Source organism: uncultured Roseobacter sp. (assembly GCF_947491795.1).
Lineage (GTDB): Bacteria > Pseudomonadota > Alphaproteobacteria > Rhodobacterales > Rhodobacteraceae > Roseobacter.
On sequence record NZ_CANLKW010000002.1, the window covers coordinates 768,040 to 791,601 of the forward strand.

Annotated in this window: 26 protein-coding genes; 16 read left to right on the plus strand and 10 right to left on the minus strand. The window is 61.7% G+C overall.

The features are described from left to right. Positions 1-4: 4 nt before the first annotated feature. Positions 5-913, plus strand: a complete 909-nt coding sequence (locus tag Q1A34_RS10650) for a DMT family transporter (protein ID WP_300033594.1) — start codon at positions 5-7, stop codon at positions 911-913. A 109-nt stretch (positions 914-1,022) separates the two neighbouring features. Here Q1A34_RS10650 and Q1A34_RS10655 read toward each other — a convergent pair whose 3' ends face one another. Both Q1A34_RS10655 and Q1A34_RS10660 read right to left on the minus strand, forming a co-directional pair. Next, on the minus strand, positions 1,023-1,373 hold the full coding sequence (locus Q1A34_RS10655) for a metalloregulator ArsR/SmtB family transcription factor (RefSeq protein ID WP_300033596.1): 351 nt from the start codon (positions 1,371-1,373) through the stop codon (positions 1,023-1,025). A gap of 40 nt (positions 1,374-1,413) precedes the next feature. Further along, a complete protein-coding gene (locus Q1A34_RS10660; RefSeq protein ID WP_300033598.1) occupies positions 1,414-1,656 on the minus strand; it encodes a hypothetical protein in 243 nt (80 codons plus the stop codon). Positions 1,657-1,759: 103 nt separating this feature from the next. Here Q1A34_RS10660 and Q1A34_RS10665 point away from each other — a divergent pair, with 103 nt between their 5' ends. The 6 genes from Q1A34_RS10665 to Q1A34_RS10690 all read left to right on the plus strand — a co-directional run bounded on the left by Q1A34_RS10665 (position 1,760) and on the right by Q1A34_RS10690 (position 5,411). After that, positions 1,760-2,677 (plus strand): LysR substrate-binding domain-containing protein, encoded by a 918-nt coding sequence (locus Q1A34_RS10665; protein WP_300033600.1) that lies wholly within the window; start codon positions 1,760-1,762, stop codon positions 2,675-2,677. A 185-nt stretch (positions 2,678-2,862) separates the two neighbouring features. Next, a complete protein-coding gene (locus Q1A34_RS10670; protein ID WP_300033602.1) occupies positions 2,863-3,195 on the plus strand; it encodes an AtpZ/AtpI family protein in 333 nt (110 codons plus the stop codon). Between the two features lies 1 nt (position 3,196). Next, positions 3,197-3,943, plus strand: a complete 747-nt coding sequence (locus tag Q1A34_RS10675) for a F0F1 ATP synthase subunit A (protein WP_300033604.1) — start codon at positions 3,197-3,199, stop codon at positions 3,941-3,943. A 56-nt stretch (positions 3,944-3,999) separates the two neighbouring features. Continuing rightward, positions 4,000-4,224, plus strand: a complete 225-nt coding sequence (locus Q1A34_RS10680) for a F0F1 ATP synthase subunit C (RefSeq protein WP_011567586.1) — start codon at positions 4,000-4,002, stop codon at positions 4,222-4,224. 87 nt (positions 4,225-4,311) lie between these two features. Next, complete coding sequence (locus Q1A34_RS10685; RefSeq protein ID WP_300033606.1) at positions 4,312-4,839, plus strand: F0F1 ATP synthase subunit B'; 528 nt, start codon at positions 4,312-4,314, stop codon at positions 4,837-4,839. A gap of 5 nt (positions 4,840-4,844) precedes the next feature. Further along, complete coding sequence (locus tag Q1A34_RS10690; RefSeq protein ID WP_300033608.1) at positions 4,845-5,411, plus strand: F0F1 ATP synthase subunit B; 567 nt, start codon at positions 4,845-4,847, stop codon at positions 5,409-5,411. Positions 5,412-5,486: 75 nt separating this feature from the next. Here the strand turns inward: Q1A34_RS10690 and Q1A34_RS10695 are convergent, their stop codons facing one another. Continuing rightward, a complete protein-coding gene (locus tag Q1A34_RS10695; protein ID WP_300033610.1) occupies positions 5,487-6,275 on the minus strand; it encodes an FCD domain-containing protein in 789 nt (262 codons plus the stop codon). A gap of 69 nt (positions 6,276-6,344) precedes the next feature. Beyond that, a complete protein-coding gene (locus Q1A34_RS10700) occupies positions 6,345-6,959 on the minus strand; it encodes a HupE/UreJ family protein (RefSeq protein WP_300033611.1) in 615 nt (204 codons plus the stop codon). A gap of 203 nt (positions 6,960-7,162) precedes the next feature. Here Q1A34_RS10700 and smc point away from each other — a divergent pair, with 203 nt between their 5' ends. Both smc and Q1A34_RS10710 read left to right on the plus strand, forming a co-directional pair. Further along, on the plus strand, positions 7,163-10,618 hold the full coding sequence (gene smc / locus Q1A34_RS10705) for a chromosome segregation protein SMC (protein WP_300033613.1): 3,456 nt from the start codon (positions 7,163-7,165) through the stop codon (positions 10,616-10,618). A 79-nt stretch (positions 10,619-10,697) separates the two neighbouring features. Continuing rightward, positions 10,698-11,066 (plus strand): hypothetical protein, encoded by a 369-nt coding sequence (locus Q1A34_RS10710; protein WP_300033615.1) that lies wholly within the window; start codon positions 10,698-10,700, stop codon positions 11,064-11,066. 110 nt (positions 11,067-11,176) lie between these two features. Here Q1A34_RS10710 and Q1A34_RS10715 read toward each other — a convergent pair whose 3' ends face one another. From Q1A34_RS10715 to cobD, 3 genes are read right to left on the minus strand one after another with little or no spacing between them, the layout of a single operon-like run. Then, complete coding sequence (locus Q1A34_RS10715) at positions 11,177-12,343, minus strand: lytic murein transglycosylase (RefSeq protein ID WP_300033617.1); 1,167 nt, start codon at positions 12,341-12,343, stop codon at positions 11,177-11,179. A 15-nt stretch (positions 12,344-12,358) separates the two neighbouring features. Further along, positions 12,359-13,267 carry an adenosylcobinamide-phosphate synthase CbiB gene (gene cbiB / locus Q1A34_RS10720; protein WP_300033620.1) on the minus strand — a complete coding sequence of 303 codons (909 nt, stop codon included), beginning with the start codon at positions 13,265-13,267 and terminating at the stop codon, positions 12,359-12,361. Then, the gene (cobD, locus tag Q1A34_RS10725) at positions 13,264-14,226 is read right to left on the minus strand and encodes a threonine-phosphate decarboxylase CobD (protein ID WP_300033622.1); all 963 of its coding nucleotides are present in this window, start codon (positions 14,224-14,226) and stop codon (positions 13,264-13,266) included. Before cobD ends, cbiB begins: the two co-directional genes overlap by 4 nt. A gap of 191 nt (positions 14,227-14,417) precedes the next feature. Between cobD and Q1A34_RS10730 the strand changes: the two genes are divergently transcribed. Then, positions 14,418-14,804: a hypothetical protein gene (locus tag Q1A34_RS10730; RefSeq protein ID WP_300033624.1), complete on the plus strand. Its 387-nt coding sequence runs from the start codon at positions 14,418-14,420 to the stop codon at positions 14,802-14,804. Positions 14,805-14,811: 7 nt separating this feature from the next. On the opposite strand, the gene Q1A34_RS10735 is transcribed toward Q1A34_RS10730, so the two are convergent. Beyond that, positions 14,812-15,786, minus strand: coding sequence for a glutathione S-transferase family protein (locus Q1A34_RS10735; RefSeq protein WP_300033626.1), 975 nt, complete (start codon positions 15,784-15,786; stop codon positions 14,812-14,814). A gap of 179 nt (positions 15,787-15,965) precedes the next feature. Between Q1A34_RS10735 and Q1A34_RS10740 the strand changes: the two genes are divergently transcribed. Then, positions 15,966-16,319 carry a hypothetical protein gene (locus Q1A34_RS10740; RefSeq protein ID WP_300033628.1) on the plus strand — a complete coding sequence of 118 codons (354 nt, stop codon included), beginning with the start codon at positions 15,966-15,968 and terminating at the stop codon, positions 16,317-16,319. On the opposite strand, the gene Q1A34_RS10745 is transcribed toward Q1A34_RS10740, so the two are convergent. Next, on the minus strand, positions 16,320-17,516 hold the full coding sequence (locus Q1A34_RS10745; RefSeq protein ID WP_300033630.1) for a MalY/PatB family protein: 1,197 nt from the start codon (positions 17,514-17,516) through the stop codon (positions 16,320-16,322). A gap of 98 nt (positions 17,517-17,614) precedes the next feature. Between Q1A34_RS10745 and def (Q1A34_RS10750) the strand changes: the two genes are divergently transcribed. The 5 genes from def (Q1A34_RS10750) to Q1A34_RS10770 all read left to right on the plus strand — a co-directional run bounded on the left by def (Q1A34_RS10750) (position 17,615) and on the right by Q1A34_RS10770 (position 20,395). Then, positions 17,615-18,133, plus strand: a complete 519-nt coding sequence (def, locus tag Q1A34_RS10750) for a peptide deformylase (protein WP_300033632.1) — start codon at positions 17,615-17,617, stop codon at positions 18,131-18,133. Next, entirely contained in the window at positions 18,130-18,633 is a 504-nt protein-coding gene (def, locus tag Q1A34_RS10755) for a peptide deformylase (protein ID WP_300033634.1), read from the plus strand. Before def (Q1A34_RS10750) ends, def (Q1A34_RS10755) begins: the two co-directional genes overlap by 4 nt. Continuing rightward, on the plus strand, positions 18,630-19,127 hold the full coding sequence (gene def, locus Q1A34_RS10760; protein ID WP_300033635.1) for a peptide deformylase: 498 nt from the start codon (positions 18,630-18,632) through the stop codon (positions 19,125-19,127). The genes def (Q1A34_RS10755) and def (Q1A34_RS10760) overlap by 4 nt, the downstream gene beginning before the upstream one ends. Positions 19,128-19,138: 11 nt before the next feature. After that, complete coding sequence (gene fmt / locus Q1A34_RS10765) at positions 19,139-20,044, plus strand: methionyl-tRNA formyltransferase (RefSeq protein WP_300033637.1); 906 nt, start codon at positions 19,139-19,141, stop codon at positions 20,042-20,044. Positions 20,045-20,158: 114 nt separating this feature from the next. After that, a complete protein-coding gene (locus Q1A34_RS10770) occupies positions 20,159-20,395 on the plus strand; it encodes a hypothetical protein (RefSeq protein ID WP_300033639.1) in 237 nt (78 codons plus the stop codon). Position 20,396: 1 nt separating this feature from the next. Here Q1A34_RS10770 and Q1A34_RS10775 read toward each other — a convergent pair whose 3' ends face one another. Beyond that, positions 20,397-23,558, minus strand: a complete 3,162-nt coding sequence (locus Q1A34_RS10775) for an efflux RND transporter permease subunit (protein WP_300033641.1) — start codon at positions 23,556-23,558, stop codon at positions 20,397-20,399. Positions 23,559-23,562 lie beyond the last annotated feature (4 nt).

A 23,562-nucleotide genomic window follows, 5' to 3' on the forward strand; every position in this document is an offset into this window, starting at 1 on the left:
CCCGTTGACGCCGGCGCTGCAGGGTCACGCGGCCATGCTGGCGTTTTCCGCGCTGGTGGCCGGGTCCTTTTCGCTGGGCTCGCTGGCAGCAAATGAAATCTCGCCTGCTGCGCTGAACGCCGTGCGGTTCATGATTGCGAGCCTTGTCATCGGGGCGGCAATGATGGCGACGACGGACGTGTCGCGCGGCGCGTTTCGGGCCCCCTGGCGCTACCTGGTTCTGGGCGGGCTCTTTGCCGTCTATTTTGTGCTGATGTTTGAGGGGCTCAAAACGGCGCCACCGGTCAGTGCGGCTGCGGTCTTTACCCTGACCCCGGTGGTTGCGGCGGGTTTTGGCTGGCTTTTGCTGCGCCAGATCACCACCACGCGCATGGCGCTTGCGCTTTGCGTTGGGGCGGTCGGAGCGCTCTGGGTTATTTTCCGGGCGGATCTGGCGGCGCTGCGCGCCTTTGAAGTGGGGCGGGGCGAGATGATCTATTTTGTCGGCTGCGTCAGCCATGCGCTTTACACGCCGATGGTCCGCAAGCTGAACCGGGGCGAACCTGCCGTGGTGTTCACCTTTGGCATGCTGGTGGCCGGGGCCGTGGTTCTGACGCTCTGGGGCTGGCAGGATCTGCGCGCCACGCCCTGGGCCACGCTGCCGGGTATTGTCTGGGTGACACTCATTTATGTGGCGCTCTTTGCCTCGGCGGCGACCTTTGTGCTGTTGCAGTTCGCCACCCTGCGCCTGCCGAGCGCCAAGGTCATGGCCTATACCTATCTGACACCGTCCTGGGTGATCATCTGGGAAATGGCGCTGGGCAATGGTACGCCGCCCCTGTTGGTGGGGGTCGGTGTTGTGCTGACCATTTCCGCACTTGTGCTGCTCCTGCGCGACGAGGAAAAACCGGCGATGGAACCGGAAAGCCCCTGAACACGTTAGCCCTCTGAGACGCTGGAAGGAGACTTGAAATGCGCAGTATTATTTACCTGATCGGGCTTGTGGTGGTTGTTATGGCTATTCTGCGGTTTGCCGGTATCGCCTAACCTGCCGCTTCATCGCCGCCGGACGCCACAGGCAGTTCGGCGGCGAGAAACCGTTCAAAAGCTTCCAGGTTCACTGGCTCAAACTGCCCGAACCCCTGCATCCAGACGGACGCGTCACGCAGTGCGTCCGGCTCCAGCCTGCACCACTTTACCCGCCCTCTTTTTTCCTGACTGATCAGCCCGGCGGCCGTCAGCACACCGAGATGTTTTGATATCGCGGCAAGCGACATCTCGAAGGGCTCGGCTACGTCCGTGACGGCCATGTCGTCCTCCAGCAGCATCCTGAGGATTTCCCGGCGTGTCGGGTCGGCCAGCGCTGCAAACACCTGATCAATACTGCCAGTCATGCCCCGTCATACCCCCGCAGAGCAGAACAGAAAAGGGGCGTCACCCGCGCGGATGAAAGGTCGTCTGCGACGGGAACCGGTGGCGGGACGCTGCCAGATCGGCCGCGTCGAGCCCGATATCACGGGCCAGATGGTCGCTGAGCGGGGGCAGCCTGTCATAGCGTCCGCGCGCCGGAATGCACCGCTTCATGGCCGCAGCGATGCGCGAAATCAGTGTGATCCGCCTGGTTTCCGCGTGCAGGGATGGGTCGCGCCGGGGCGCGTTAGTGTGCATTAAAGTCATGATGAACCTGTTTTCAGGGGTGTAATGCCTGTCTAATCGACCTGTTGCGCCGCCACAAACGCCAATCCTTGACAAGATATGTGCAGAAAAGTCACGTATGGGCATGTCGAGGACACTCCCACCGCTCAATGCGCTGCGCGCTTTTGATGCTGCCGGACGGCACCAGAGCTTCAGCCGGGCCGCTGACGAGATGAACGTCAGCCACTCTGCGGTGAGCCGCCATGTGCGCGGGCTGGAGGCGCGTCTGGGTGTGCAGCTTTTCCGCGATCTGCCGCGCGGCGTGGAACTGACAGCGGCTGGGCAGGACTATCTGGAACGCATCCTGCCCGCGCTGGATGCGATATCAGAGGCAACAGAGGATCTGTCTGCGGTGCCGCGCGGGCGCGTGACCGTTAACAGCGAACCGCTCTTTGCCGAACGGTTCATTCTGCCCCGTCTGTCGGGGTTTCAGACCGCTTATCCGGACATCGAGGTGCGGCTGGACTCCTCGCCCATGCTGGCGGATGTGGACCGGTACGAGGCTGATCTGGCGATCAGGTTTGCGCATACCGGGCGTCTGGACGTGCCGGCGGACCTGCTGAGCTCTGCGCCCATATATCCGCATGCCTCGCCCGCGTTTCTGGACCGGCACAGGATCGACCGCCCGGAGGACATGCTGGGCCTGCCGATGTTACGTGACCGGTCCAAAAACATCTGGAACGACTGGTTTGCGGCCGCCGGGATCAGCGCGACGCGCCTGCCGGAGGGCGGCTGGCGGCTGAAATCACCGCTGGCCTATGAGGCGGGGCTGAACGGTCTGGGGCTTTACATGGGCTCGACCGAATGCGTGTCGCATGACCAGTCGATGGGCCGGTTCGTGCGCTGTTCTGAGACCGGGATCCGGGACGGTGCGTTCTACCTCGTGTACGGCACGCAGGCCCGGCGCCGCGCGGCGGTCAAACGGTTCAGCGCCTGGCTGCTGGACGAGACACAGGCCTATCGCGCCGGCGGGGCGGGCGGCCAAGATCAACCGATTGGTTGAATAACGCGATTGGCCCGTAATCCCCGAATACACCCCTGCGACAGGGTGACCCGTCTGTTCTGCTGGGGGTGAAATACACTTAAAATCAACAGTTTAAATGCCTGCCGTCACCCATTTGATGCCTGTTGACTCATGTGGCGGCGCGCAATAGCTAAGCGGCAGTTCCATGAAGGGGGCGTTTTCGCGTGTCAGACACCGAGCCGGATCAGCAACTCAAAGCGCTGGAAGCTCGGATCAAGGCTGCGAAGGAGGCGCAGGAGCCGGGCCCCCGGATGGATGAGCACTACTCTCAGGCGCAGCTTGCCTGGCGAATGGTGATCGAGCTGGTCGCGGGTCTCGGGATCGGTTTTGGCATGGGATACGGGCTTGATGTTCTGTTCGGAACGCTGCCGGTGTTCATGGTGCTGTTTACTATGCTGGGTCTGGCGGCCGGGGTCAAAACGATGCTCCGCTCCGCGCAGGAGATCCAGGAGAAGAAACTGGCCGAAGAGGCCGAGATGAAAGACGAGGGAGCCTGAAATGGCGGACAAGGCAGAAGGCGGCGGTCTGGTATTCAAGCCAATGGACCAGTTTCTCATCAAGCCGATCTTTGGCGGTGATGTGACGTGGTACACGCCCACCAATGCGGCGCTCTGGATGGGCCTGTCGATCGTGGCGATCATTCTTCTTCTGGTGGTTGGCAGTTCGAAGCGTGCGGTTGTGCCGTCGCGCTCGCAGTCGGTCGCCGAGCTGGCTTATGGTTTCGTCTACAAAATGGTCGAGGATATCTGCGGTAAAGAAGGGCTCAAGTTCTTCCCCTATATCATGACGCTCTTTATGTTCATCGTCTGTGCTAACTTTCTGGGTCTGATCCCGGCGTCCTTCACGCCCACGTCCCATTTTGCTGTGACGGTTGTGCTGGCCATGGCCGTGTTCATCACCGTGACCGTTGTTGGCTTTGTCAAAAACGGTGCCGGTTTCCTGAGCCTCTTCTGGGTCTCTTCCGCTCCGCTGGCACTGCGTCCGATCCTCGCAATCATCGAGCTGATCTCGTACTTTGTGCGCCCGGTCAGCCATTCTATTCGTCTTGCGGGCAACGTTATGGCGGGTCACGCGGTGATCAAGGTTTTCGCAGGATTTGCCGCGCTGACCGTTGTCAGCCCGGTCGCGATCCTGGGCATCACGGCGATGTACGGCCTGGAGGTCCTTGTGTCCTTTATCCAGGCCTACGTCTTTACCATTCTGACATGCGTGTACCTCAAGGACGCGCTTCACCCGCATCACTGATTTCGGACGGAAACGCCCGTTCAAATACTCAACTTCCAATCGTAAGGAGAATTCACATGGAAGGCGAACTCGCACACATCGGCGCAGGTCTGGCAGCAATCGGTTCTGGTGCCGCCGCAATCGGGGTTGGCAACGTTGCAGGTAACTACCTGGCGGGCGCCCTGCGCAACCCATCCGCTGCTGCAAGCCAGACAGCAACACTCTTCATCGGCATCGCGTTCGCCGAGGCTCTGGGCATCTTCGCCTTCCTCGTCGCCCTGCTGCTGATGTTTGCCGTCTGAGAACTTAAGAGACGATATTCCTTACGGTCGGGCGGCGTGCTGATGGTGCGCTGCCCGATGTAACGGCCGTTTCTTCAGGAGACCAATATGGCAACCGAAACAAAAGGCGCTGAGGCCGCTGCCGGACCCGGCATGCCGCAACTCGATTTCTCCACCTGGGGGAACCAGATCTTCTGGCTGGTGCTGACCCTTGTGGTGATCTATTTCGTGTTGTCCCGCGTGGCTCTTCCCCGGATCGCTTCTGTTCTTGCAGAGCGTCAGGGCACGATTACGAACGACATTGCTGCAGCAGAGGACCTGAAGGCGAAAGCCCAGGAGGCCGAGGCTGCATATGACAAGGCCCTGATCGACGCCCGTGCCGAGGCACAGCGCATCGTTGCAGAAGCCAAAGCAGAAATTCAGTCCGATCTGGACGTCGCCATCGCAAAGGCCGACGCCGAGATCGCCGCCAAGAGTGCGGAATCCGAAAAGGCAATTGCAGAGATCCGCGCCGGTGCGATGGACGCTGTCAAAGTGGTTGCGTCGGACACCGCCAAAGAGCTGGTCACAGCGCTGGGTGGTAAAGCGGACGACAAAGCCGTCGATGCTGCCATCGGCGCCCGGCTGAAAGGATAACAGACATGCGTATTCTCACCAGCCTGATGACATTTGGTGCAGGACTGGCCGCAGCCAGCCCGGCCCTTGCTGCCGGTGGCGGTATTTCCCTCGCGAACACGGACTTCGTGGTGTTCCTGGGTCTCGTCGTTTTCATCGGTATTCTGATCTATTTCAAAGTGCCGGGCATGATCGGCAAAATGCTCGACAGCCGTGCCGAGGGCATCCGGTCGGAACTGGACGAGGCGCGTGCGCTGCGGGACGAGGCACAGAGCCTGCTGGCCAGCTATGAGCGCAAGCAGCGCGAAGTGCAGGAACAGGCGGACCGCATCGTCGAGGCGGCCAAGGAAGACGCCCGCATCGCTGCTGAAGAAGCCCGTGCCGATCTGGCAACCTCGCTCAAGCGCCGCATGGCCGCTGCAGAAGAGCAGATCGCCACAGCGCAGTCTGCGGCCATCAAGGACGTGCGGGATCAGTCCATCACCGTGGCTGTTGCTGCTGCGCGTGAAGTGATTGCAAGCCAGATGACAGCGTCGGACGCGAACAGCCTGATCGACAGCGCCATCGCCGAGGTGGATGCGCGTCTGCACTGATACTGCTGACACGCATGATATGATTTGAAAGCCCCGGCCATTGTGCCGGGGTTTTTGTTTGGCCCGGGCCCGCGGTCAGCGCCGGGCGGGCGCCGGTTTGTGTTCTGTCTCGTGATCGAGCCGCTGGCGCGCGACCTCTTCAAGCGCGTCGGCCCGCTGCTGATCACGCAGGGCCTTTTCCACAAAGGACAGGTGGCTTTCGACAGCGGCGCGGGCCCCTTCCGGGTCGCGTGCCTGCAGGGCATCATTAATGGCTGCATGCTGTTCGAGCAGTCTGCCCCGCGTGGTTTTCTGGCGGAACATGATCTGGCGGTTGTAAAAGACGCCCTCGCGCAGCAGTTCGTACATGGAGCGCATCATGTGCAGCATAACCACGTTGTGGCTCGCCTCGATAATCGCCATGTGAAACCGGGCGTCCAGCTGTGCTTCTTCTTCGGGATTGCGGCTGTCGTGGGCGGCCCGCATGTGGTCGAATACTGTTTGCACAACCCGCAAGTCGGTTTCTGAGCCCACCCTGGCCGCGCGTTCGGCGGCCAGCCCTTCCATATCGCGGCGAAAGGACAGGTAGTCAAAAACAGCGGCCTCGTGCCGGGCAAAGAGCTGGACCAGCGCAGGTGAAAAAGCCGAGCCCAGGACATCTGCCACATAGATCCCGGCACCGGCGCGTGCGCTCAGCAGTCCCTGTTCCTGGAGCACGCCGATGGCATCGCGCAGGCTGGGGCGGGAGACCTTGAGGCGTTCCGCCAGTTCCCGTTCCGCCGGCAGACGCTCTCCCGGGCGCAGGATGCCGCGCAGGATCAGCAGCTCGATCTGCCGCACCACCGCTGAGGAGAGTTTTTCGGACTGGACGGGACGAAAGGGCATGGGGCCTCCTGATTGGTCATTTTATATTACCAAAACAGGCGGGCGGCAATTGGTTTCACGTGCCCTGTATCAGCCGAGCAATGCGGCTTCTGCCACCTCAAACGCCAGCAGCAGCGCCGAGAGCGCCAGCGCAGCCCCGGCAAGGCGCACAGATACGGGGTGAATGCGCAATGCCAGAAAGGCCGCAGCTGCGGCAATGAGCGCCTGGGTCGCCCCAAAGCCGATCAGATAGCTGCCAATGGCACCAGGGGAGGCTGCACCGGCACCGGCGACAATGGGCCCATAGAAAACTGCACCCTGCAACAGGCCGAACCCTGCGAATACAGCCGCCACGGTCGCAAGGGACGGGCGGCGGGCCGAAGCAATAAGGCAGCCTGTGGTCAGCACGGAAACCCCGATCAGCACCTGGCGCAGAGGCAGTGTCTCGTCCAGTGCTGCGATGGCCAGACAGGCCAGCAGCATGGACGCGAGCCAGGACAGGGTGCCGGACACCAGACGACCGGAAAGTGCTGCTGCAGCACCGATGACCAGGACAAAGACAAGGTGCAGTGCATCAGGCACCGGGTGGTTGAAGCCAAGAAGAACACTGCGGCTGAATACCTCTGCCGGTGCCATCGCGCTGGCCGGTCCGGCCACTGTTACAGCAGCGGTCAGTGTCACAAGAGAAAAGATCAGGGGGCGCATTGAAAAGTCCGGCAGTCGTCAGTGTCACCATGGGACGCAGGATGCAGCGGATTGTCAATAACGCAGCGGTCTGATCCCGGCATTTCAACAATATCTTGTGGATAAGTGCCCGGATGCCGCATCCTGTGGTGTCTTTCGGTTGACAGTTCCCGTGCCTGGACCTCAGGCTTGGGGATTAACAGGAATCACACCGGGGCACTCGATTGCGCTTCTCCAAACTCAGGCTGACGGGCTTTAAAAGCTTTGTTGATCCGACCGATCTGATCATCACCGATGGTCTCACCGGCGTGGTCGGCCCCAATGGCTGTGGCAAATCGAACCTGCTCGAGGCGCTGCGCTGGGTGATGGGAGAAAACCGTCCCACCGCGATGCGCGGCGGCGGTATGGAAGATGTGATTTTTGCCGGGGCGGCGACGCGGCCCGCGCGCAACTTTGCCGAAGTGTCCCTGCATATCGACAACAGCGAACGTCTGGCACCTGCCGGCTTTAATGATGCAGACACGCTTGAGATTGTGCGCCGCATCACCCGCGATGTCGGCAGTGCCTATAAGGTCGGGCCAAAAGATGTGCGCGCCCGCGATGTGCAGATGCTGTTTGCCGATGCCTCTACCGGCGCGCACAGCCCCGCGCTGGTGCGTCAGGGACAGATCGCAGAACTGATCAATGCGCGCCCCAAGAACCGCCGCCGTATTCTGGAAGAAGCAGCCGGGATCAGCGGGCTGTATCAGCGGCGGCATGAGGCGGAACTGAAACTCAAGGGGGCCGAGACCAACCTGGCGCGTGTTGACGATGTCATCGAACAGCTGGCGGCACAGCTGTCGCAGCTGGCCCGGCAGGCCCGTCAGGCCGCGCGCTACCGCGAGATCGGCAACGAGCTGCGGCGGGTCGAAGGCATGCTGCTCTATCGTCGCTGGCGCGAAGCGGATGATGCCCGCGCAACTGCCGAAGAAGTGCTGCGCGAGCGGGTGACAGCCGCAGCCCGGGCAGAGGCCGCCGTGCGCGAGGCGGCCAAAGCCCGCGAGACGGCAGAGGACGCGCTGCCGCCGCTGCGCGAAGAAGAAGCCATTGCGGCAGCGGTCCTGCAGCGGCTGGCCGTTCAGCGCGATACGCTGAGCGATCAGGAGGCCCGGGCCGAGGCGCAGATTGAGACGCTGACGGGCCGCATTGCGCAGCTGAGCCGCGATATTGAACGCGAAGGCGGGCTGAACCGTGACGCGGGCGAGACAATCGAACGGCTGGAATGGGAAGCCCGCGAACTCGCAAAGGCTGCAGAGGGTCACGGCGAAAAGCTCGAAGAGGCCAGCGAGGCGGCGCGCGAGGCGGCAGCCGTTTTGCAGACCCGCGAAGGCGAGATGTCTCAGCAGACCGAGGATATGGCCCGTCTGGCGGCGCGTCACCAGTCTGCGCAGCGTCTGCTGGAGGACAACCGCAAAACCGAAAGCCGCGCCGGAGCGGAGGCCGCCCGTGCCCGTGAGGCCGTGGCCGCCAGCAAAGCCGCGCTGGAAAAAGCGGGCGCCGATTTTGCCACTGCGCATGCCGCAGAAGCGCAGGCGGTGAAAACCGCCGCAGATGCGGACACAGCATTGCAGGAAGCCGAGGAGGCCCGTGCCGAAACACAGGCCCGCGAGGCCGATGCCCGCGCGCACCGTTCCGAGGCCGAAGGGGAGGTCAATGCGCTGCGCGCCGAGGCTGGTGCCCTGGCCAAGCTGGTGGCGCGCGACACGGCAGAGGGTGGCCAGATCCTGGATGATCTGCAGGTGAAATCCGGGTACGAAAAAGCGCTTGGGGCCGCACTGGCCGATGATCTGCGCGCGCCCGAGGTGGCTGCGGATGGTCCGTCGGGATGGGCGGTTCTGCCCGCCTATGAAAAGCACCAGCCCCTGCCGCAGGGCGTTCAGCCCCTGTCGCTCTTTGTGTCGGTGCCAGGTGTGCTGGCGCGCCGGATGGGCCAGATCGGTCTGGTGGATGCAGATGACGGGCCGCGCCTGCAAAAAGATTTGCTGCCGGGACAGCGGCTGGTCTCCTCAGAGGGGGATCTGTGGCGCTGGGACGGCTATCGCGCCTGGGCGGAGGATGCGCCGTCGGCTGCCGCGCTGCGTCTGCAGCAGCTGAACCGTCTAGAAGGGCTGAAACAGGGGCTGGAGACGGCAAGTCAGAAAGCCGAAGGGGCGCTGGCCGCACATGAGCGGCTGACAACGCAGCTGGGCGAGCTGACCCGCGCCGACCAGATGGCCCGTGAGGCGCGTCGCGCCGCCGACCGTCTGGTGGCAGATGCGGGGCGCGCGCTCAGCAAGGCGGAGGCAGATCGCAACCTGGCCGAGGGAAGACTGGAATCGCTCGGGCTGGCGGTGGCGCGCCACGAGGAAGAGGCCATGGCCGCGCGCACCCGCCTGAAGGAGGCCGAGCGCGCGCTTGAGGAACTGGGCGATCTGGCCGAGGCACGCGATCAGGTCGAGGCGGTGCGTGTGGCGGTTGAGGCGGCAAGGATCACCATGATGTCGCGCCGCTCCGGCCATGATGAGTTGCGCCGCGAGGGCGAGGCCCGGACCAGACGGGCGCAGGAAGTAACAAAAGAGATCAGCGGCTGGCGGCATCGCCTGGAGACGGCGGAAAAACGCAGCGCAGAGCTGGTCGAACGCAAAGGCCACGCCGAAGCAGAACTGAAAGAGGCCAGTGCGGCCCCCGCAGAGCTGGCTGCCAGGCGCGAAGAGTTGTCAGAGGCGATCACCACGGCAGAGGCCTGCCGTGCAGAAAGCGCCGACCGTCTGTCGGTGGCAGAGACAGCGCTGCGCGAAGCCACAATCGCGGAGCGGGACGCCGAGCGGCTGGCGTCTGAGGCACGTGAGGCCCGCGCCCGGGCAGAGGCGCGCAGTGACGCAGCCCGTGAAACAGTGGCGGCAGCGGCAGAACGGATAGCAGATGAGGCACAGGTCACGCCGAGCCAGTTGCTGGGCCAGCTGGACACCACACCAGACGCAATGCCGGACGCTCAGGCCCTGGAGGCGGATGTGAACCGTCTCAAACGCCAGCGCGATGCCCTGGGGGCGGTGAACCTGCGGGCCGAGGAGGACGCAAAGGATGTGCAGACAGAGCACGATACGCTGACCCGTGAGAAGGCAGATCTGGAAGAGGCGATCCGCACGCTGCGCGGCGGGATTGCCAGTCTGAACAAAGAAGGGCGCGAGCGTCTGCTGACAGCCTTTGAGCAGGTGAACACCAATTTCTCGATGCTCTTCAAACACCTGTTTGGCGGGGGTGAGGCCAATCTGGTGATGGTCGAAAGCGATGACCCGCTGGAAGCGGGCCTGGAAATCATGTGTCAGCCGCCGGGCAAGAAACTCTCGACCCTCAGCCTGCTGTCGGGTGGTGAGCAGACCCTGACAGCTATGGCGCTGATCTTTGCGGTGTTTCTGGCCAATCCCGCACCGATCTGCGTGCTCGATGAGGTGGATGCGCCGCTGGATGATGCCAACGTCACGCGGTTCTGTGATCTGCTGGACGAGATGTGCCGCCAGACCGACACGCGGTTTCTGATCATCACGCACCATGCCGTGACGATGGCGCGCATGGACCGGCTCTTTGGCGTGACAATGGCCGAGCAGGGCGTCAGCCAGCTGGTCTCGGTCGATCTGAAAAAGGCTGAGACGCTGGTCGCCTGATCCGGCTGGTCACTGCCTTTGCCCGGGCGCTCACTGAAACGTGTGAGAAACCCGCCCGAGGATGTGCAAACCTGAGGCGATGAGACGTTTTACCGTAACAGCCGTGATTATGGTGCTGGCCTCTGCCGCGACAGCGCAGGACTGGGCCATAAGAGACGGCGATCACCCGCTGGATGCCAGGGAAGCTGCTACGCTGACCGAAGGGCGCACGCTGACGTTTTATGACGACGGCCGGTCTGCCTATTCAGCCGGGGGTGCTTATTCCTACACCTATGCCAGCGGCCAGACGGCATTCGGGCGGTACCGGATCAGGGCCGATGGCACGGTCTGTATCGATTATCGTAACGGCTTTGCGCGATGTGACAGATACGTGGAAAACGCCGGGCGCATCATCCTGCTGACGGAAAAAGGCGAGCGGTTTCCGGTGCGCCCTGAGCAGGAAAAATGACCCTGCCGGATCGGGTCCGGACAGGGTCATAAGTAAAAAACAAACCTGAATGTATGTCTCGCGGAAGAATTTAGGTTAATTCGGGTAAAAAAAGGTTAACGCCAAGCACGTCAGAGCCGGGACAATAAGGCCTGCGTGGGCCAGGCGTCGGCAGGCAGACCCAGACGTTTTTGCTCGGCCTGCACCGCTGCGCGTGTTCCGGCCCCCAGAATACCGTCGATTTTGCCCACGTTGTGGCCCCTGTTCTGCAGTTTGCGCTGCAGTTGTTTCATGGTCTCGCCTGCCAGGCCTGCTTCGGGGGTTCCGGGATCAAATGCAGGCGCGCCTTCGATACGGGTGGCAAAATAGGCGGCCGTCAGAACATAGGTAAAACTCTGATTCCAGTCGAAATAGACGTTGAAATTCGGATAGGCCAGGAACGCCGGGCCTTTGCGCCCCTGCGGCAGGATCAGCGAGGCTTTCATCCCCTGTGCGAGATTTCCGCTGCGGGCCGCAACGCCCAGCGACTGCCATTTCGACACGGGCAGCGTGGTGGTGATGCCACTCAGCGACCAGTCCATCTCTGCCGGAACGCGCACTTCCTGCAGCCATGGTTCTCCCGGACGCCAGCCAAACCCGTTCAGCATAGCGGCACCAGAAACAAGCGCATCAGGTGCAGAGGTTTTCAGCGACACGCGCCCGTCGCCATCGGCGTCGGTGCCATGCTCCAGAATGTCCCCGGGCAGCATCTGGACCATCCCGATCTCGCCGGCCCAGGCGCCGGTGGTGGTGGCCGGATCAAATCCGCCCTGTTCATAGAGTTTCAAAGCGGCAAAAACCTGCGGGCGGAACAGCTCGGGCCTGCGACAGTCATGGGCCAGTGTCACCAGCGCGTTGGCCGTGTTGAAATCACCCTGAAACCCGCCAAAATCTGTCTCAAAAGCCCAGAAAGCGAGCAGGACGCCCCGGTTGATCCCGTATTGTTTTTCAATTGTGTCGAACACGCGGTCAAATTCACGCCCTTTGGCCTGGCCTTTTTTCAGACGGCTCTGCGAGATCAGGTTGCGGGCGAAATCAGTAAAAGGTTTCTGAAAAACACCCTGTGCCCGGTCAGCGCGCAGCACGCTCTGGCTCTGCCGGACGCTGGCAAAAAACCTGTCAACACTGGCCTGGGAATGGCCCCGGGACAGGGCCTCGGATTTCAGTCCGCCGACAAAGCTGCTGAAGCTGCCGCCACAGGCCACGGCGGTTGATGCGGAAACGGCGAAAGCCACAAAGGCGGCGGTTGTCAGACGCATTCAAAGACTCCTGTATCAGGTCAGCAGGGCAATCATCAGGCACAGGGCGGTAAACAGCGCCCATGTCCGCCACAGCATGCCGATTGCGCCGTCGATGTCCACCAGACCGAGGCTGCGCCGCCCGGCCTCGTTCACATAGGCGAAATCCCGCATCTCGCCGTCATAGGCGCGCGGCCCTGAAAGTGCGACACCCAGCGCCCGCGACATCGCCGCCTCGGGCCAGCCTGCATTCGGAGAGCGGTGCAGACGCGCATCCGTACAGATGCCCCGCACATCCGTCACACCGGACACAACAGCGATCAGACCGGCGGTAAGGCGTGCAGGGATCAGGTTGAGCAGATCATCCAGACGCGCCGCAGCAAAGCCGAATTCGGCATAGCGCGCGTTTTTGTAGCCGATCATGCTGTCAGCGGTATTCACCAGTTTATACGTGATCAGCCCGGGCAGCCCCGCGATCAGAAACCAGAAGGCAGGCGCGATAACACCGTCTGACAGGTTCTCTGCCGCGCTTTCGATGGCGGAGCGGGCGACGGCAGTATCGTCCATGCCGTCTGTGTCGCGGCTGACGATCATGGCGACATGTCTGCGCCCTTCTTTCAGCGAGTGCCGCAGACCGTCTGAGACAGCACGGACATGATCAACCAGTGAGCGCTGTGCCAGCAGGATGGCCGCGATGACGACTTCTGCAATCGGGCCCGCCAGTGACAGGACCGTTCCGGCGAACACGCCGGTCAATACCAGCAGCAGGGCAACGGAGACGCCTTTGAGCCGCCGCGCACTGCCGGTGTTCAGCGCCCGGTCCAGTCCACCGATCATCCGCCCCATCAGAACCGCGGGATGTGGCAACCGTTTCCAGAGCCAGTCTGGCTCGCCCAGAGCCGCATCCAGCAGCAGTGCCGCCACAAGAAGGGCTGCAAGGCTCATGCGCGCAGTGCCGCCCCGAGCCGGGGCCAGTGGATCGCGGCAGGCAGGCCAAGGCGGATCCATTCTGCAGAATAGGGAAACGTCCGGGTCCAGATATGGTGTTCGGCCAGCCGGTGCTGCAACGCGGTCGCATCCTCGACCCGGTAAAGGCGGAAGAGGTCTGTGCCGCCTTTGCCTGCGGGGGTCGCCCCCGCGCCTGTCATCAGCGCATCCAGCCGGGTTGCGTCCTGTTTCAGCCGCAGACGCGTGGCCTGCGCCCATGCGGTATCCCTGAGAGCAGCGGTTCCGGTGTGCAGGGCGGGGCCGGACACAGCCCAGGGGCCGATCCTGTCGCGCAGCCGTGCGATTGTCTCCGGGGTGGCGATTGCAAACCCAAGACGCAGCCCGGCGCATCCCCAGAATTTCCCAAAGCTCTTGAGGATCACATAACCCGGCTTTTCCGCCAGCGCGATCATGGAAGCCTCCGGACAGACGTCGCAAAAGCTCTCGTCGATCACCGTCAGGGTTGCATCGCGCGAAGGCAGCGTGTCAGGTCTCCACCGCACACCGTCAGGGTTGTTGGGATGGACAACAACCTGCGCTGTTGCATCCCCGCTGGTCTGCACATCCCAGCCGTGCGCGCGGAAAGCCGCGGCGTGTTCGTTGTATGTCGGTGGCGGGATCATCACCCTGTCCGCCGGCCACAGGCCCGGCAGTGCTGCAATAAGAGCTGACGCGCCCGGTGCCGCCAGGACATCAGCGCCGTCAGGCACATTCCAGAAGCTGCGGGCGGCGTCCTGCAGGGCCTGTTGTGCGGCGCTGTCCGGCAGAGCAGTCCAGGCTTCCTGGTCATAGCGTCCGATGGGATAGGGGTGCGGATTGATACCGGTCGACAGGTCGATCCACCCGATTCGTGAGCCGCCCCAACGTTTTACCGCCGCATCCAGTCCGCCGCCGTGATCGCGTTTGTCGGTGCTCACTTTTCCGCTCTTTCCTGCCTGACCGGCGCTTATCCGCGCGTCCTTCACCGACAAAAAGCGGAATCCAGCCGTTTGTTCAAGACTTACAGAGATGTGTTCACGGGACAGGCTGATTTTAACCGTTTGTTAATCTTTGAAGCAGACCAGTGGTGTACCAGCGCACAATGCAGCTATCCCGGATGGGTGATCAGATGAAAGTCCTTATTGTTGAGAAAGACAAAGGTCTTGCAGGGATATGGGTTTCCTATCTCCGCCGGACCGGTATGTCTGTCTTTCACGCGCCAGGCCAGGTCGAGGCTACAGAATACCTGGCGGGTCATGACGTTGAGGTCATCATTCTGAATCTTATTCTGGGAGAGGACTCGGCGCTGGCTGTGGCTGACTATGCCAGTTACCGGCAGCCGTGGGCGCGGGTCATTTTCGTGACCAACACCAGCTTCTTCTCGGATGGGTCGATCTTTTCACTGGCACCGAACGCCTGCGCCTTTGTGCCGACCCGCACGCCACCCTCGGATCTGGCGGCAATGGTCGAGCATCACGCGCCCCGTCCGGAGCCACAGGGCCCGGCGAGACGCTGACCACCCATCAGTCGCGCCCGTGGGGCGCATCGAAATCCGGCACCGGATTGATCGGAATGATGCGGTGCGGGTTCACGCTCTCGTGGCTGTAGTGATAGTGACGCACGATATGCGCCAGGTTGACCGTAGGGGCGATACCGGGCATCTGATACAGCTCCCGCAGGTATCCGCTGGTGTTCGGATAGTCGATTATTCTCTGGCGGTTACACTTAAAATGCAGGTGATAGACCTGGTCAAACCGGATCAGGGTGGTGAACAGCCGCCAGTCTGCTTCGGTCAGGGTATCGCCCATCAGATAGCGGTTGGTGGAAAGCCGCTCTTCGATCCAGTCCAGCGTGTCGAACAGAGGGCCTACGGCTGCGTCATAAGCATCCTGGGTGGTTGCAAATCCGCATTTGTAAACGCCGTTGTTCAGGGTGTCATAAATCCGGTCGTTTACCGGTGCGATCGCTTCGTGCAGGGCCTGTGGCCAGTAGTCATCGGTGTTGCCGGTAATGCCGTCAAAGGCCGAATTGAACATCCGGATGATTTCGGAGCTTTCGTTCGAAACGATTGTGTTCTGAGCGGTATCCCAAAGGACGGGAACCGTCACGCGGCCTGAAAAGACCGGATCCGCCCGGGTGTAGATATCCCGCATAAAGGCAGATCCAAAAAGCCTGTCGCCGGTGGCGCCGTTCTGGTCTGTGTCAAAGGACCAGCCATCGCCAAGCATGTCGGGATGAACGGCGGAAACTGCGATATGATCGCCCAGGTCTTTCAGCTGGCGGAAGATCAGCGAGCGGTGCGCCCAGGGGCAGGCGTAGCTGACATAGAGATGGTACCGGCCCGATTCGGCAGCGAATCCCCCCGTGCCGGAGGGTCCTGGTGATCCGTCCGCCGTTACCCAGTTTCGGAATTTCGCTTCAGAACGCTGAAATTTTCCTTTGGTCGATTTCGTGTCGTACCACTGGTCCTGCCATACTCCGTCCACCAGAAGGCCCATGCCCATCTCCTTTATTCCTCTGGCTAAAGTAAGCCCGGGCGGGCAGGTGGCAACCGGCTGTCTGCGCACAGTGACTGCCGCAAGAGTGCATAAACCTCTGGTTGTATTACAAAAAGTTAACTTGATTTTTAATCGGAATGGGGCAGGGTCACCCCCGGGGGAACAGCGGAGTAAAGAGTATGGAAGCGTTATTTTCCAAAGAAATTCAGGCGGGCCTCGACCGGGCGCGTTCCGACGCCCTCAGGAAATCCTCGCGGCTCAGAGTGGACATTGATGGCAGCCAGTTCCCCGTGCTGCGCATGTGGAAAACAGGGTTCGCGACCGAAGCCGGCGGTCCGGCTCTGCGCGGGTTTGTCGATCTCTATGATGGCAGTATTCATATGTTTCAGTGTCTGATCGTCGCGGCCGAAGATGCGCCGGGCGAGATGCTCTATGAATTCAAGCGGGCGACGGCCGTGGCCGACCGCGCCGCACTGGATTTTGAGCTGCCTGAAGATGCACCGGTCGCGCTGATCAGCGACGCGCGCCGCTGATTACTGCAGATCGCCGAACGCCTCTGCCAGGCGTTTGCAGGCTTCTTCGATCCGGGCGCGGGGCGCGGCCAGATTGAACCGCAGAAACATCTCGGCACCCGCACCGAAAGCGGGCCCGTCGCTGGGTGCGATCCGGGCATCATCATGCACACGGCGGCAGACTTCCTCGTACGTCATGCCTGTGCCGGAAAAATCGACCCAGGCCAGATATGTCGATTGCAATGGCAGCGAGCGGACGCCGGGGATGGCGTTTATTGCCGCGTCAAACACGGCAGTGTTCCCCATCAGATATTCGACCTGCGCATCCACCCATTCCGCACCGGCAGGGCTGTAGGCTGCCGTGATCATCTGAACACCCAGACCTGACGGCTTGTAGTCCAGCGCCCGCAGGCGCTGCGTAATGCGCCCGCGCAGGGCAGCATCGGGGATGATCATGTTACCGGTGCGCTGGCCTGCGATGTTGAACGTTTTAGAGGCCGCTGTCGCGACGATCAGACGGTCCTCGTGTTCCCGCGCTGCGGTGTGCATCGGCACAAATGTATTGCCCGGGAAAACCAGATCGTGATGCACTTCGTCCGAGACAATGATGAGATCATTGCGCGCGGCAAATTCGGCAACGCTGCGCAATTCTTCGGCGGACCAGACGCGGCCTGACGGGTTCTGGGGTGAACACCACAGCAACACCTTTTCCCTGCCCGTCATGCGAGACTGCGCGTCTTCAAGATCCAGCATGTACCGGTCACCCTCCCGCGCCAGCGGGCATTCCGTTACATGACGTCCGGATTTTTCGGTTTTCACGCGAAACTCGTGGTAAACCGGGTTGAACGTCACAACGTGATCGCCCGGTTCACTGCAGACATCGATCACGACGGCGATGGCATTTCCCAGTCCCTGAGCTGTCAGGATCCAGTCGTTGCGGATGTCCCAGTTGTGGCGGCTGCCCATCCACCAGCGGATCGCATCGTGATAGGCCTCATGCGGCGGCATATACCCGAAAACGCCGTGTTCCAGATCGCGGCGCAGCGCATCCAGCACGCAGGGCGCTGTCTGCCAGTCGCTGTCCGCGGTCCACATCGCCAGAGCATCGTCCGCTGTCACACCACAGTAGGCATCCATGTAGTCCCATTTGGACGAATGCGTGCCCCGCCGGTCAATCACTGTGTGAAACCGTGGATCTGTGCTGTGTGCGCTGCTCATACCGAACTCCTTATTGAACCCGGCTTTGATAGCTGGAAACAGATGCCGCGCAACCCCAACTTATTGCAGGTCACGAAGTGTTGGCATACATCAGCCCCATGAAACGAAATATTCTGCTCCACCCTGACCCACGCCTGAAAAAGACGGCAGACCCCGTGACGGACCTGACAGACGATCTGCGCAGGCTGGCGGATGACATGCTGCAAACAATGTATGAGGCGCCCGGGATTGGTCTGGCGGCGCCGCAGGTGGGCATTCTGCAGCGGCTCATTGTTCTGGACTGTGTAAAAGGCGAGAGCGAAAAGCCGCGCCCGCTGGTGATGTTTAACCCGGAGGTGATCGCATCGTCGGATGAGACCAGCGTCTATGAGGAAGGGTGCCTGTCGATCCCGGACCAGTTCGCGGATGTAACCCGCCCGGCCGAGGTCGATGTCCGCTGGATAGACCGGGATGGCAGGGAACAGACCGAACACTTTACAGGTCTCTGGGCGACCTGCGCGCAGCACGAAATCGACCATCTGGATGGCAAACTGTTCATCGATTATCTCAAGCCGCTCAAGCGCCAGATGATTACGCGCAAGATGGTCAAGCTGAAGCGGGAGCTTGCACGCTCATGAGCGTCCTGCAGATCCTTTTGTGGCCAGACCCGCGCCTGTCGCAGGTCTGCGCGCCGGTGGGGGAGATCAGTGCGGATATCCGACAACTGGCGGATGATATGCTGGAAACCATGTATGCGGCGCCCGGGCGTGGACTGGCGGGGCCACAGATCGGGGCGATGATCCGGCTTTTTGTGATGGACACCACCTGGAAGGACGGAGAGCGGAACCCGAGGATCTTTATCAATCCCGAAATCAGGGAAACCGGCAGTGATCTTGTCACACAGGACGAGGGGTGCCTGTCTCTTCCCGGTGTGAGCGCCGGTGTTGCCCGACCGGGTCGCGTGCGCCTGGCCTGGCATGATCTGACAGGTGCCGCACAGGACGCATGGTTCGAGGGGTTTGAGGCGGCCTGTGTCCAGCACGAGCTGGATCATCTGGACGGACGCGTCACCCTGGATCATCTGGACCCTTCTGCGCGCGCACGGCTGCTGCAGGAATATGCCGGGGCGTCCCTGTGACGGTGCGGCCATTTCTCAGGTGGCCCGACAAACGCCTGCGCACAGCAGCGGAGCCGGTGGCCGGGATCACAGACGACATCCGCAGCCTGTGGGATGATATGATTGAGACAATGGATGCGATGCCAGGCGTCGGTCTTGCGGCTCCGCAGATCGGCGTGATGCTGCAGGTGGCGGTGGTCGATGCCTCGGACAACCGCAACAAGCGGATCCGGCTGGCGAACCCCACGATCATCGATGCCTCTGCAGTGCTGAACGAGCACGAAGAGGCCAGCCCCAATCTGCCCGGTATTTATGCGGCCATTAAACGGCCCCGCGGCGTCTCGGTACGGTTCATGGATGAAAGCGGCACATGGGTGCGGCGTGATTTTGCAGGGCTTGAGGCGACCAGCGTTCAGCATCAGATCGACCATTTGAACGGTCGCATGTATTTCGACCGTCTGAGCAAAGTAAAACGCGACATGTTTCTGCGGCGCGCCCGCAAGATCAAAAACTGACAGGAACCGGAATGCGTGTTGTTTTCATGGGCACCCCGGATTTTTCGGTTCCGGTTCTTGAGGCGCTGATTGCAGCGGGTCACGAAATTGCATGCGTCTACTGCCAGCCGCCGCGTCCTGCAGGCCGGGGCAAAAAGGACCGCCCCAGCCCGGTGGAGATATCTGCCCGGAACGCGGGCCTGACAGTCCGGCACCCGGTATCTCTCAGAACCACAGAAGCCCAGGCTGACTTTGCGGCGCTGGAGGCAGAAATTGCCGTGGTCGTGGCATACGGGCTGATCCTGCCACAGGCGATCCTGGACGCGCCGGCACGTGGATGCCTGAACATCCACGCGAGTCTCTTGCCCCGCTGGCGCGGTGCCGCGCCCATTCACCGGGCGATTATGGCAGGGGATGCTGAAACAGGCGTGTGTATCATGCAGATGGAGGCGGGGCTGGATACCGGGCCTGTCCTGCTGCGCAGGGCCACGCCAATCGACACAGAAGAGACAACAGCGCAGCTGCACGACCGGTTGAGCGTGATGGGCGCGGAACTGATTGTAGCAGCACTGGCGGATCCCGACGGTCTTACACCTGTTGCACAGCCGGGAGCCGGTGTGACCTATGCCTCAAAGATCGACAAGGCCGAGGCCCGCATTGACTGGACCCTTCCCGCAGCTCAGGTGGACAGGCAGATCCGTGGTCTGTCACCGTTTCCCGGGGCCTGGACGGAACACAATGGTACCCGCATCAAGGTGCTTGGCGCGCGGCGGGCACAGGGCGATGGTGTGCCGGGCACTGTCCTGATCAACCCCCTGCGTGTTGCCTGCGGCGCAGGTGCCGTGGAGCTGACACGACTGCAGCGCGCGGGCAGGGGTGCCCAGTCAGCCGAAGAGTTTCTGCGGGGCTGGCCGCTGGCCCCTGGCACAGCGTTTTAACGCGTCAACCGAAAAACCCGGCTCACGCAACGCGGCCTGAAATCATAGATTTCGACGTGTTGCATGATGCACTATGCTTTGAATACTTCATCACTCGTTATAGGAGACCGGCTCATGTTCCCGACACTCATCGGAACCGTCGTTATTGCAGGCATCGTCGGGTACCTGTCAGAACGGTCCGGCTTTACGCACAACGGGGTTTTGCAGAGCATCGTTATCTGTGTCGGCGGTGCGTTTGTCTTTTACTTTGTGACGCTGATGTTTGGCCTGGGCTTTGGCAGCCCCGGTATGAACGCCATCGCGTCTTCGGTCGGCGCGCTGATTATCGTGCCCTTTCACTGGCGCAGGTAGCCTATTCGGCGGGTGCACGGGACAGGCTTTCCTCGTCTTCACGCGGGGCCCGGACGCACAGGCGCAGCAGCGGTGGAACTGTCAGCAGCGTCAGAAACGCCGACATGGACAGGCCCCCGACAACAACCGCGCCAAGCCCCTTGTAAAGCTCGGAACCCTCGCCGGGAAAGACAACCAGCGGCATCATGCCAAAGACCGATGTCAGGGTGGACATAAAGATCGGCCGGATCCGGTTGCGCGTCGCTTCTTCGATGGCATCCACCGGGGCCATGCCTTCGTCGCGCAGGTGATAGAGTGTCTGGTGTACAATCAGGATCGCGTTGTTCACGACGATGCCCACCAGAATAATGAAGCCCAGCAGGGTCAGCATATCCAGCGGCTGCGTCTGAAAGGTGTTGAGCAGCGCAAGCCCGCCGACGCCACCGGCTGCCGCCACGGGCACAGAGATCAAAATGACCAGCGGCAGTACAAAGCTCTCAAACAGAATGGCCATCACAAGAAAGACGATGACCAGAGCAACAGCAAGGTTGATCTGGATGGCGTCCCAGGTCTGACTCAGCTGGTCGGCGGTGCCGGAAACACTGACCCGGATGCCGTTTGGCAGACCGCGCGCCTCCAGCACATCAACCACTTCTGTCTCCAGCAGTTCGACCGCTGCTTCAAGTGGCAGAGCATCTGAGGGCCGTACTTCGAGTGTGACCGTCCTCAGCCTGTCACGGTGCCGGATTTCGGTGGGACCTGCCGTTACAACGACGTCGGCGAGCGCCGAGACCGGAACGATCTCGCCGGACGGTGTTACAACAGGGTAATTGCCGATGTCCTGTGTCCGCTGTGCTGTTTGCAATCCCGGATCGCCCTTGAGCATCAGGTTCAGTCGTTCAGCGCCCACGGTGATTTCGGCCACGCGCAATCCGTCGTTAAAGGCGTCAACCGTTGTCGCAAGATCAGAGGCGGTCAGCCCTGCATCCGCCAGTCGCAGCCGGTCAGGCACCAGACGCACTTCGGGTGCCCCAAGCTCAAGCCCCGGAATCGGGCGGAACTGGTGACCTTCTGAGCGTGGCAGAAGACCGGCAATCGTGCCTGCGGCCTGTCCGGCCACTGCCAGAATTTCATCAAGATCCTGGCCGGAGATATTCAGCTCAATGGTCCGGCCACCACCGACCCCGCGACCAAAGAGCGACGGCTGGGTCATGAACCCAAAGGTGCCGGGTTCGGCAAAGATCGGGCGGGACAGCACGGGGATCAGATCACTTGCCCGGCTGCCATCGACCGCCGCTGCACCCACGAAGCTGTTGCCCGGCGTTGCCACGAAAAAGAAGTTCTCGATGGTTGGTGTTCCGTCTTCCATCGCCGGGGCGGGAGCCGCTTCCCACAGGGGCTGCGCCACGGCCTCGATGCGCTGGGCGATCGTTTGTGTGGTGTCCAGATTGTACCCCGGCGGTGGAATGATCAGGCCGAATACAAGGTTTCGGTTGCCCTCGGGCAGGTATTCAAGCCGTGGCAGAAACACGAAACTTGCAACTGCAGCACCGCCTGCGATGAGAGTTACCATCGCCAGGCCGATCGTTCGGAACCGCACTGTCAGGCGCACATAGGACATGACCAGCCTGTGAAACCCGCCGGCCAGATGGTCGAGGCCCCAGATTCGCAGGGTTTTCTGCTCACCACGCCTGAGCAGCCTGCTGGCCAGTGCGGGGATCACGGTCACGGCCACAACCAGTGACAGGAGCACCGAGACAGAGATCGCAACCGCAATGTCACGGAACAGCTGGCCGGCCTCCAGCTGCATGATGAGGATCGGAATGAACACCAGCACTGTTGTCAGCGCAGAGACAAGAATTGCCCCCCAGACCTGTCGCGCGCCCAGATAGGCGGCCTCGCGCCGGTTTTTGCCCTGTTCCCGCAGCCGGTAAATGTTTTCCAGAACCACGATTGCGGCGTCCACAATCATCCCGACCGCAAAGGCAATACCGGCGAGTGAGATCACGTTCAGAGTCCGCCCGGTCGCGGCCATCGCCACGAAAGTCGCCACGATACTCACCGGGATTGCCAACGAGACCACCAGCGTGACACGCATGCTGCGTAAAAACAGCAGGAGTACGCCGGCAGCGAGCAAACCGCCGATCCAGATGTTCTGGGTAACAAGGCGGATCGCGCCGTCGATGTAGACGGTTTCGTCATAGACCTGACGCATTTTCAGACCAGCGTCCGTGACTGGCCCTTCGTTCAGTTCTGCCAGAACTGTGCGGACAGAATCCATCGTTTCGATCACATTCGCACCGGGTTCCCGCACGATGTTAAAGGCCAGACCGGGCGCGCCCCGAAACCGCAGGCGCGCGGTCGGATCCTGATAGGCAAATCCTACCTCTGCGATATCGCCCACGCGCACACGGCCCGAACCGCCCGAACCGATATCCGAGCGCAGCACGACCTGTTCGATGGCTTCCGCTGTGTTCAGGTTGCCTTCGGCGCGCACGATGTAACGGCGTTTGCCTTCCTCTACATCGCCTGCAGACAGAGAAATGTTTTCGCTGCGCAGGATCCGCACGACCTCTGGCACCGTCAGGTCAAACCGCGACAGGCGGCGAGGGTCGACAACGACCTGCAACTCGCGCGTGACTCCGCCAAAAACGTTGACAGCAGAGACGCCCTCGATCCGTTCCACCCGGTCTTTGATGATATCTTCAACAAAGTCCCCATAGGTGGGCATTTCGCGCGTATTGCCGTCCGCTGCGGTCAGCAGGACCCAGGCAATCGGGCTGTCGTCTGCGCCCGAGGTGTCCAGCGACGGCTCGCCTGCCTCATCAGGGTAATCGCCGACGCGGTCCAGTCGGTTGGAAACCAGCAGGAGCGACTGACCCATATCAGTGCCAATGCCAAATTCGAGCGTCACCTCTGCTTCGCCGGTGCGCGCGCGCGATGTCATGATATCGAGGCCCTCGAGCCCGCGCAGCGCTTCCTCCTGCGGGTTGATGATCTCGCGCTCGACTTCAGAGGGGGCGGCACCGGGCCAGTTGGTCGTGATCACAACAATGGGTTTGCGTACATCAGGTGCCAGCTGGATCGGAATGCGCGTCACGGCAATAATTCCGAACAATACCGCCATGATGACGGCGGCCATTACGGCTACCGGGCGGTCGATCGCAAAGCGGATGATATCCATCGCA

Bases quoted from the DNA above. Each gene is read 5' to 3' on its own strand.
- Q1A34_RS10655 (WP_300033596.1), bottom strand. From the start codon at position 1,373: ATGACTGGCAGTATTGATCAGGTGTTTGCAGCGCTGGCCGACCCGACA.
- Q1A34_RS10660 (WP_300033598.1), bottom strand. From the start codon at position 1,656: ATGACTTTAATGCACACTAACGCGCCCCGGCGCGACCCATCCCTGCAC.
- Q1A34_RS10665 (WP_300033600.1), top strand. From the start codon at position 1,760: ATGTCGAGGACACTCCCACCGCTCAATGCGCTGCGCGCTTTTGATGCT.
- Q1A34_RS10675 (WP_300033604.1), top strand. From the start codon at position 3,197: ATGGCGGACAAGGCAGAAGGCGGCGGTCTGGTATTCAAGCCAATGGAC.
- Q1A34_RS10680 (WP_011567586.1), top strand. From the start codon at position 4,000: ATGGAAGGCGAACTCGCACACATCGGCGCAGGTCTGGCAGCAATCGGT.
- Q1A34_RS10685 (WP_300033606.1), top strand. From the start codon at position 4,312: ATGGCAACCGAAACAAAAGGCGCTGAGGCCGCTGCCGGACCCGGCATG.
- Q1A34_RS10690 (WP_300033608.1), top strand. From the start codon at position 4,845: ATGCGTATTCTCACCAGCCTGATGACATTTGGTGCAGGACTGGCCGCA.
- Q1A34_RS10695 (WP_300033610.1), bottom strand. From the start codon at position 6,275: ATGCCCTTTCGTCCCGTCCAGTCCGAAAAACTCTCCTCAGCGGTGGTG.
- Q1A34_RS10700 (WP_300033611.1), bottom strand. From the start codon at position 6,959: ATGCGCCCCCTGATCTTTTCTCTTGTGACACTGACCGCTGCTGTAACA.
- Q1A34_RS10710 (WP_300033615.1), top strand. From the start codon at position 10,698: ATGAGACGTTTTACCGTAACAGCCGTGATTATGGTGCTGGCCTCTGCC.
- Q1A34_RS10715 (WP_300033617.1), bottom strand. From the start codon at position 12,343: ATGCGTCTGACAACCGCCGCCTTTGTGGCTTTCGCCGTTTCCGCATCA.
- cbiB (WP_300033620.1), bottom strand. From the start codon at position 13,267: ATGAGCCTTGCAGCCCTTCTTGTGGCGGCACTGCTGCTGGATGCGGCT.
- Q1A34_RS10730 (WP_300033624.1), top strand. From the start codon at position 14,418: ATGAAAGTCCTTATTGTTGAGAAAGACAAAGGTCTTGCAGGGATATGG.
- Q1A34_RS10735 (WP_300033626.1), bottom strand. From the start codon at position 15,786: ATGGGCCTTCTGGTGGACGGAGTATGGCAGGACCAGTGGTACGACACG.
- Q1A34_RS10740 (WP_300033628.1), top strand. From the start codon at position 15,966: ATGGAAGCGTTATTTTCCAAAGAAATTCAGGCGGGCCTCGACCGGGCG.
- Q1A34_RS10745 (WP_300033630.1), bottom strand. From the start codon at position 17,516: ATGAGCAGCGCACACAGCACAGATCCACGGTTTCACACAGTGATTGAC.
- def (WP_300033632.1), top strand. From the start codon at position 17,615: ATGAAACGAAATATTCTGCTCCACCCTGACCCACGCCTGAAAAAGACG.
- def (WP_300033634.1), top strand. From the start codon at position 18,130: ATGAGCGTCCTGCAGATCCTTTTGTGGCCAGACCCGCGCCTGTCGCAG.
- fmt (WP_300033637.1), top strand. From the start codon at position 19,139: ATGCGTGTTGTTTTCATGGGCACCCCGGATTTTTCGGTTCCGGTTCTT.
- Q1A34_RS10770 (WP_300033639.1), top strand. From the start codon at position 20,159: ATGTTCCCGACACTCATCGGAACCGTCGTTATTGCAGGCATCGTCGGG.
- Q1A34_RS10775 (WP_300033641.1), bottom strand. From the start codon at position 23,558: ATGGATATCATCCGCTTTGCGATCGACCGCCCGGTAGCCGTAATGGCC.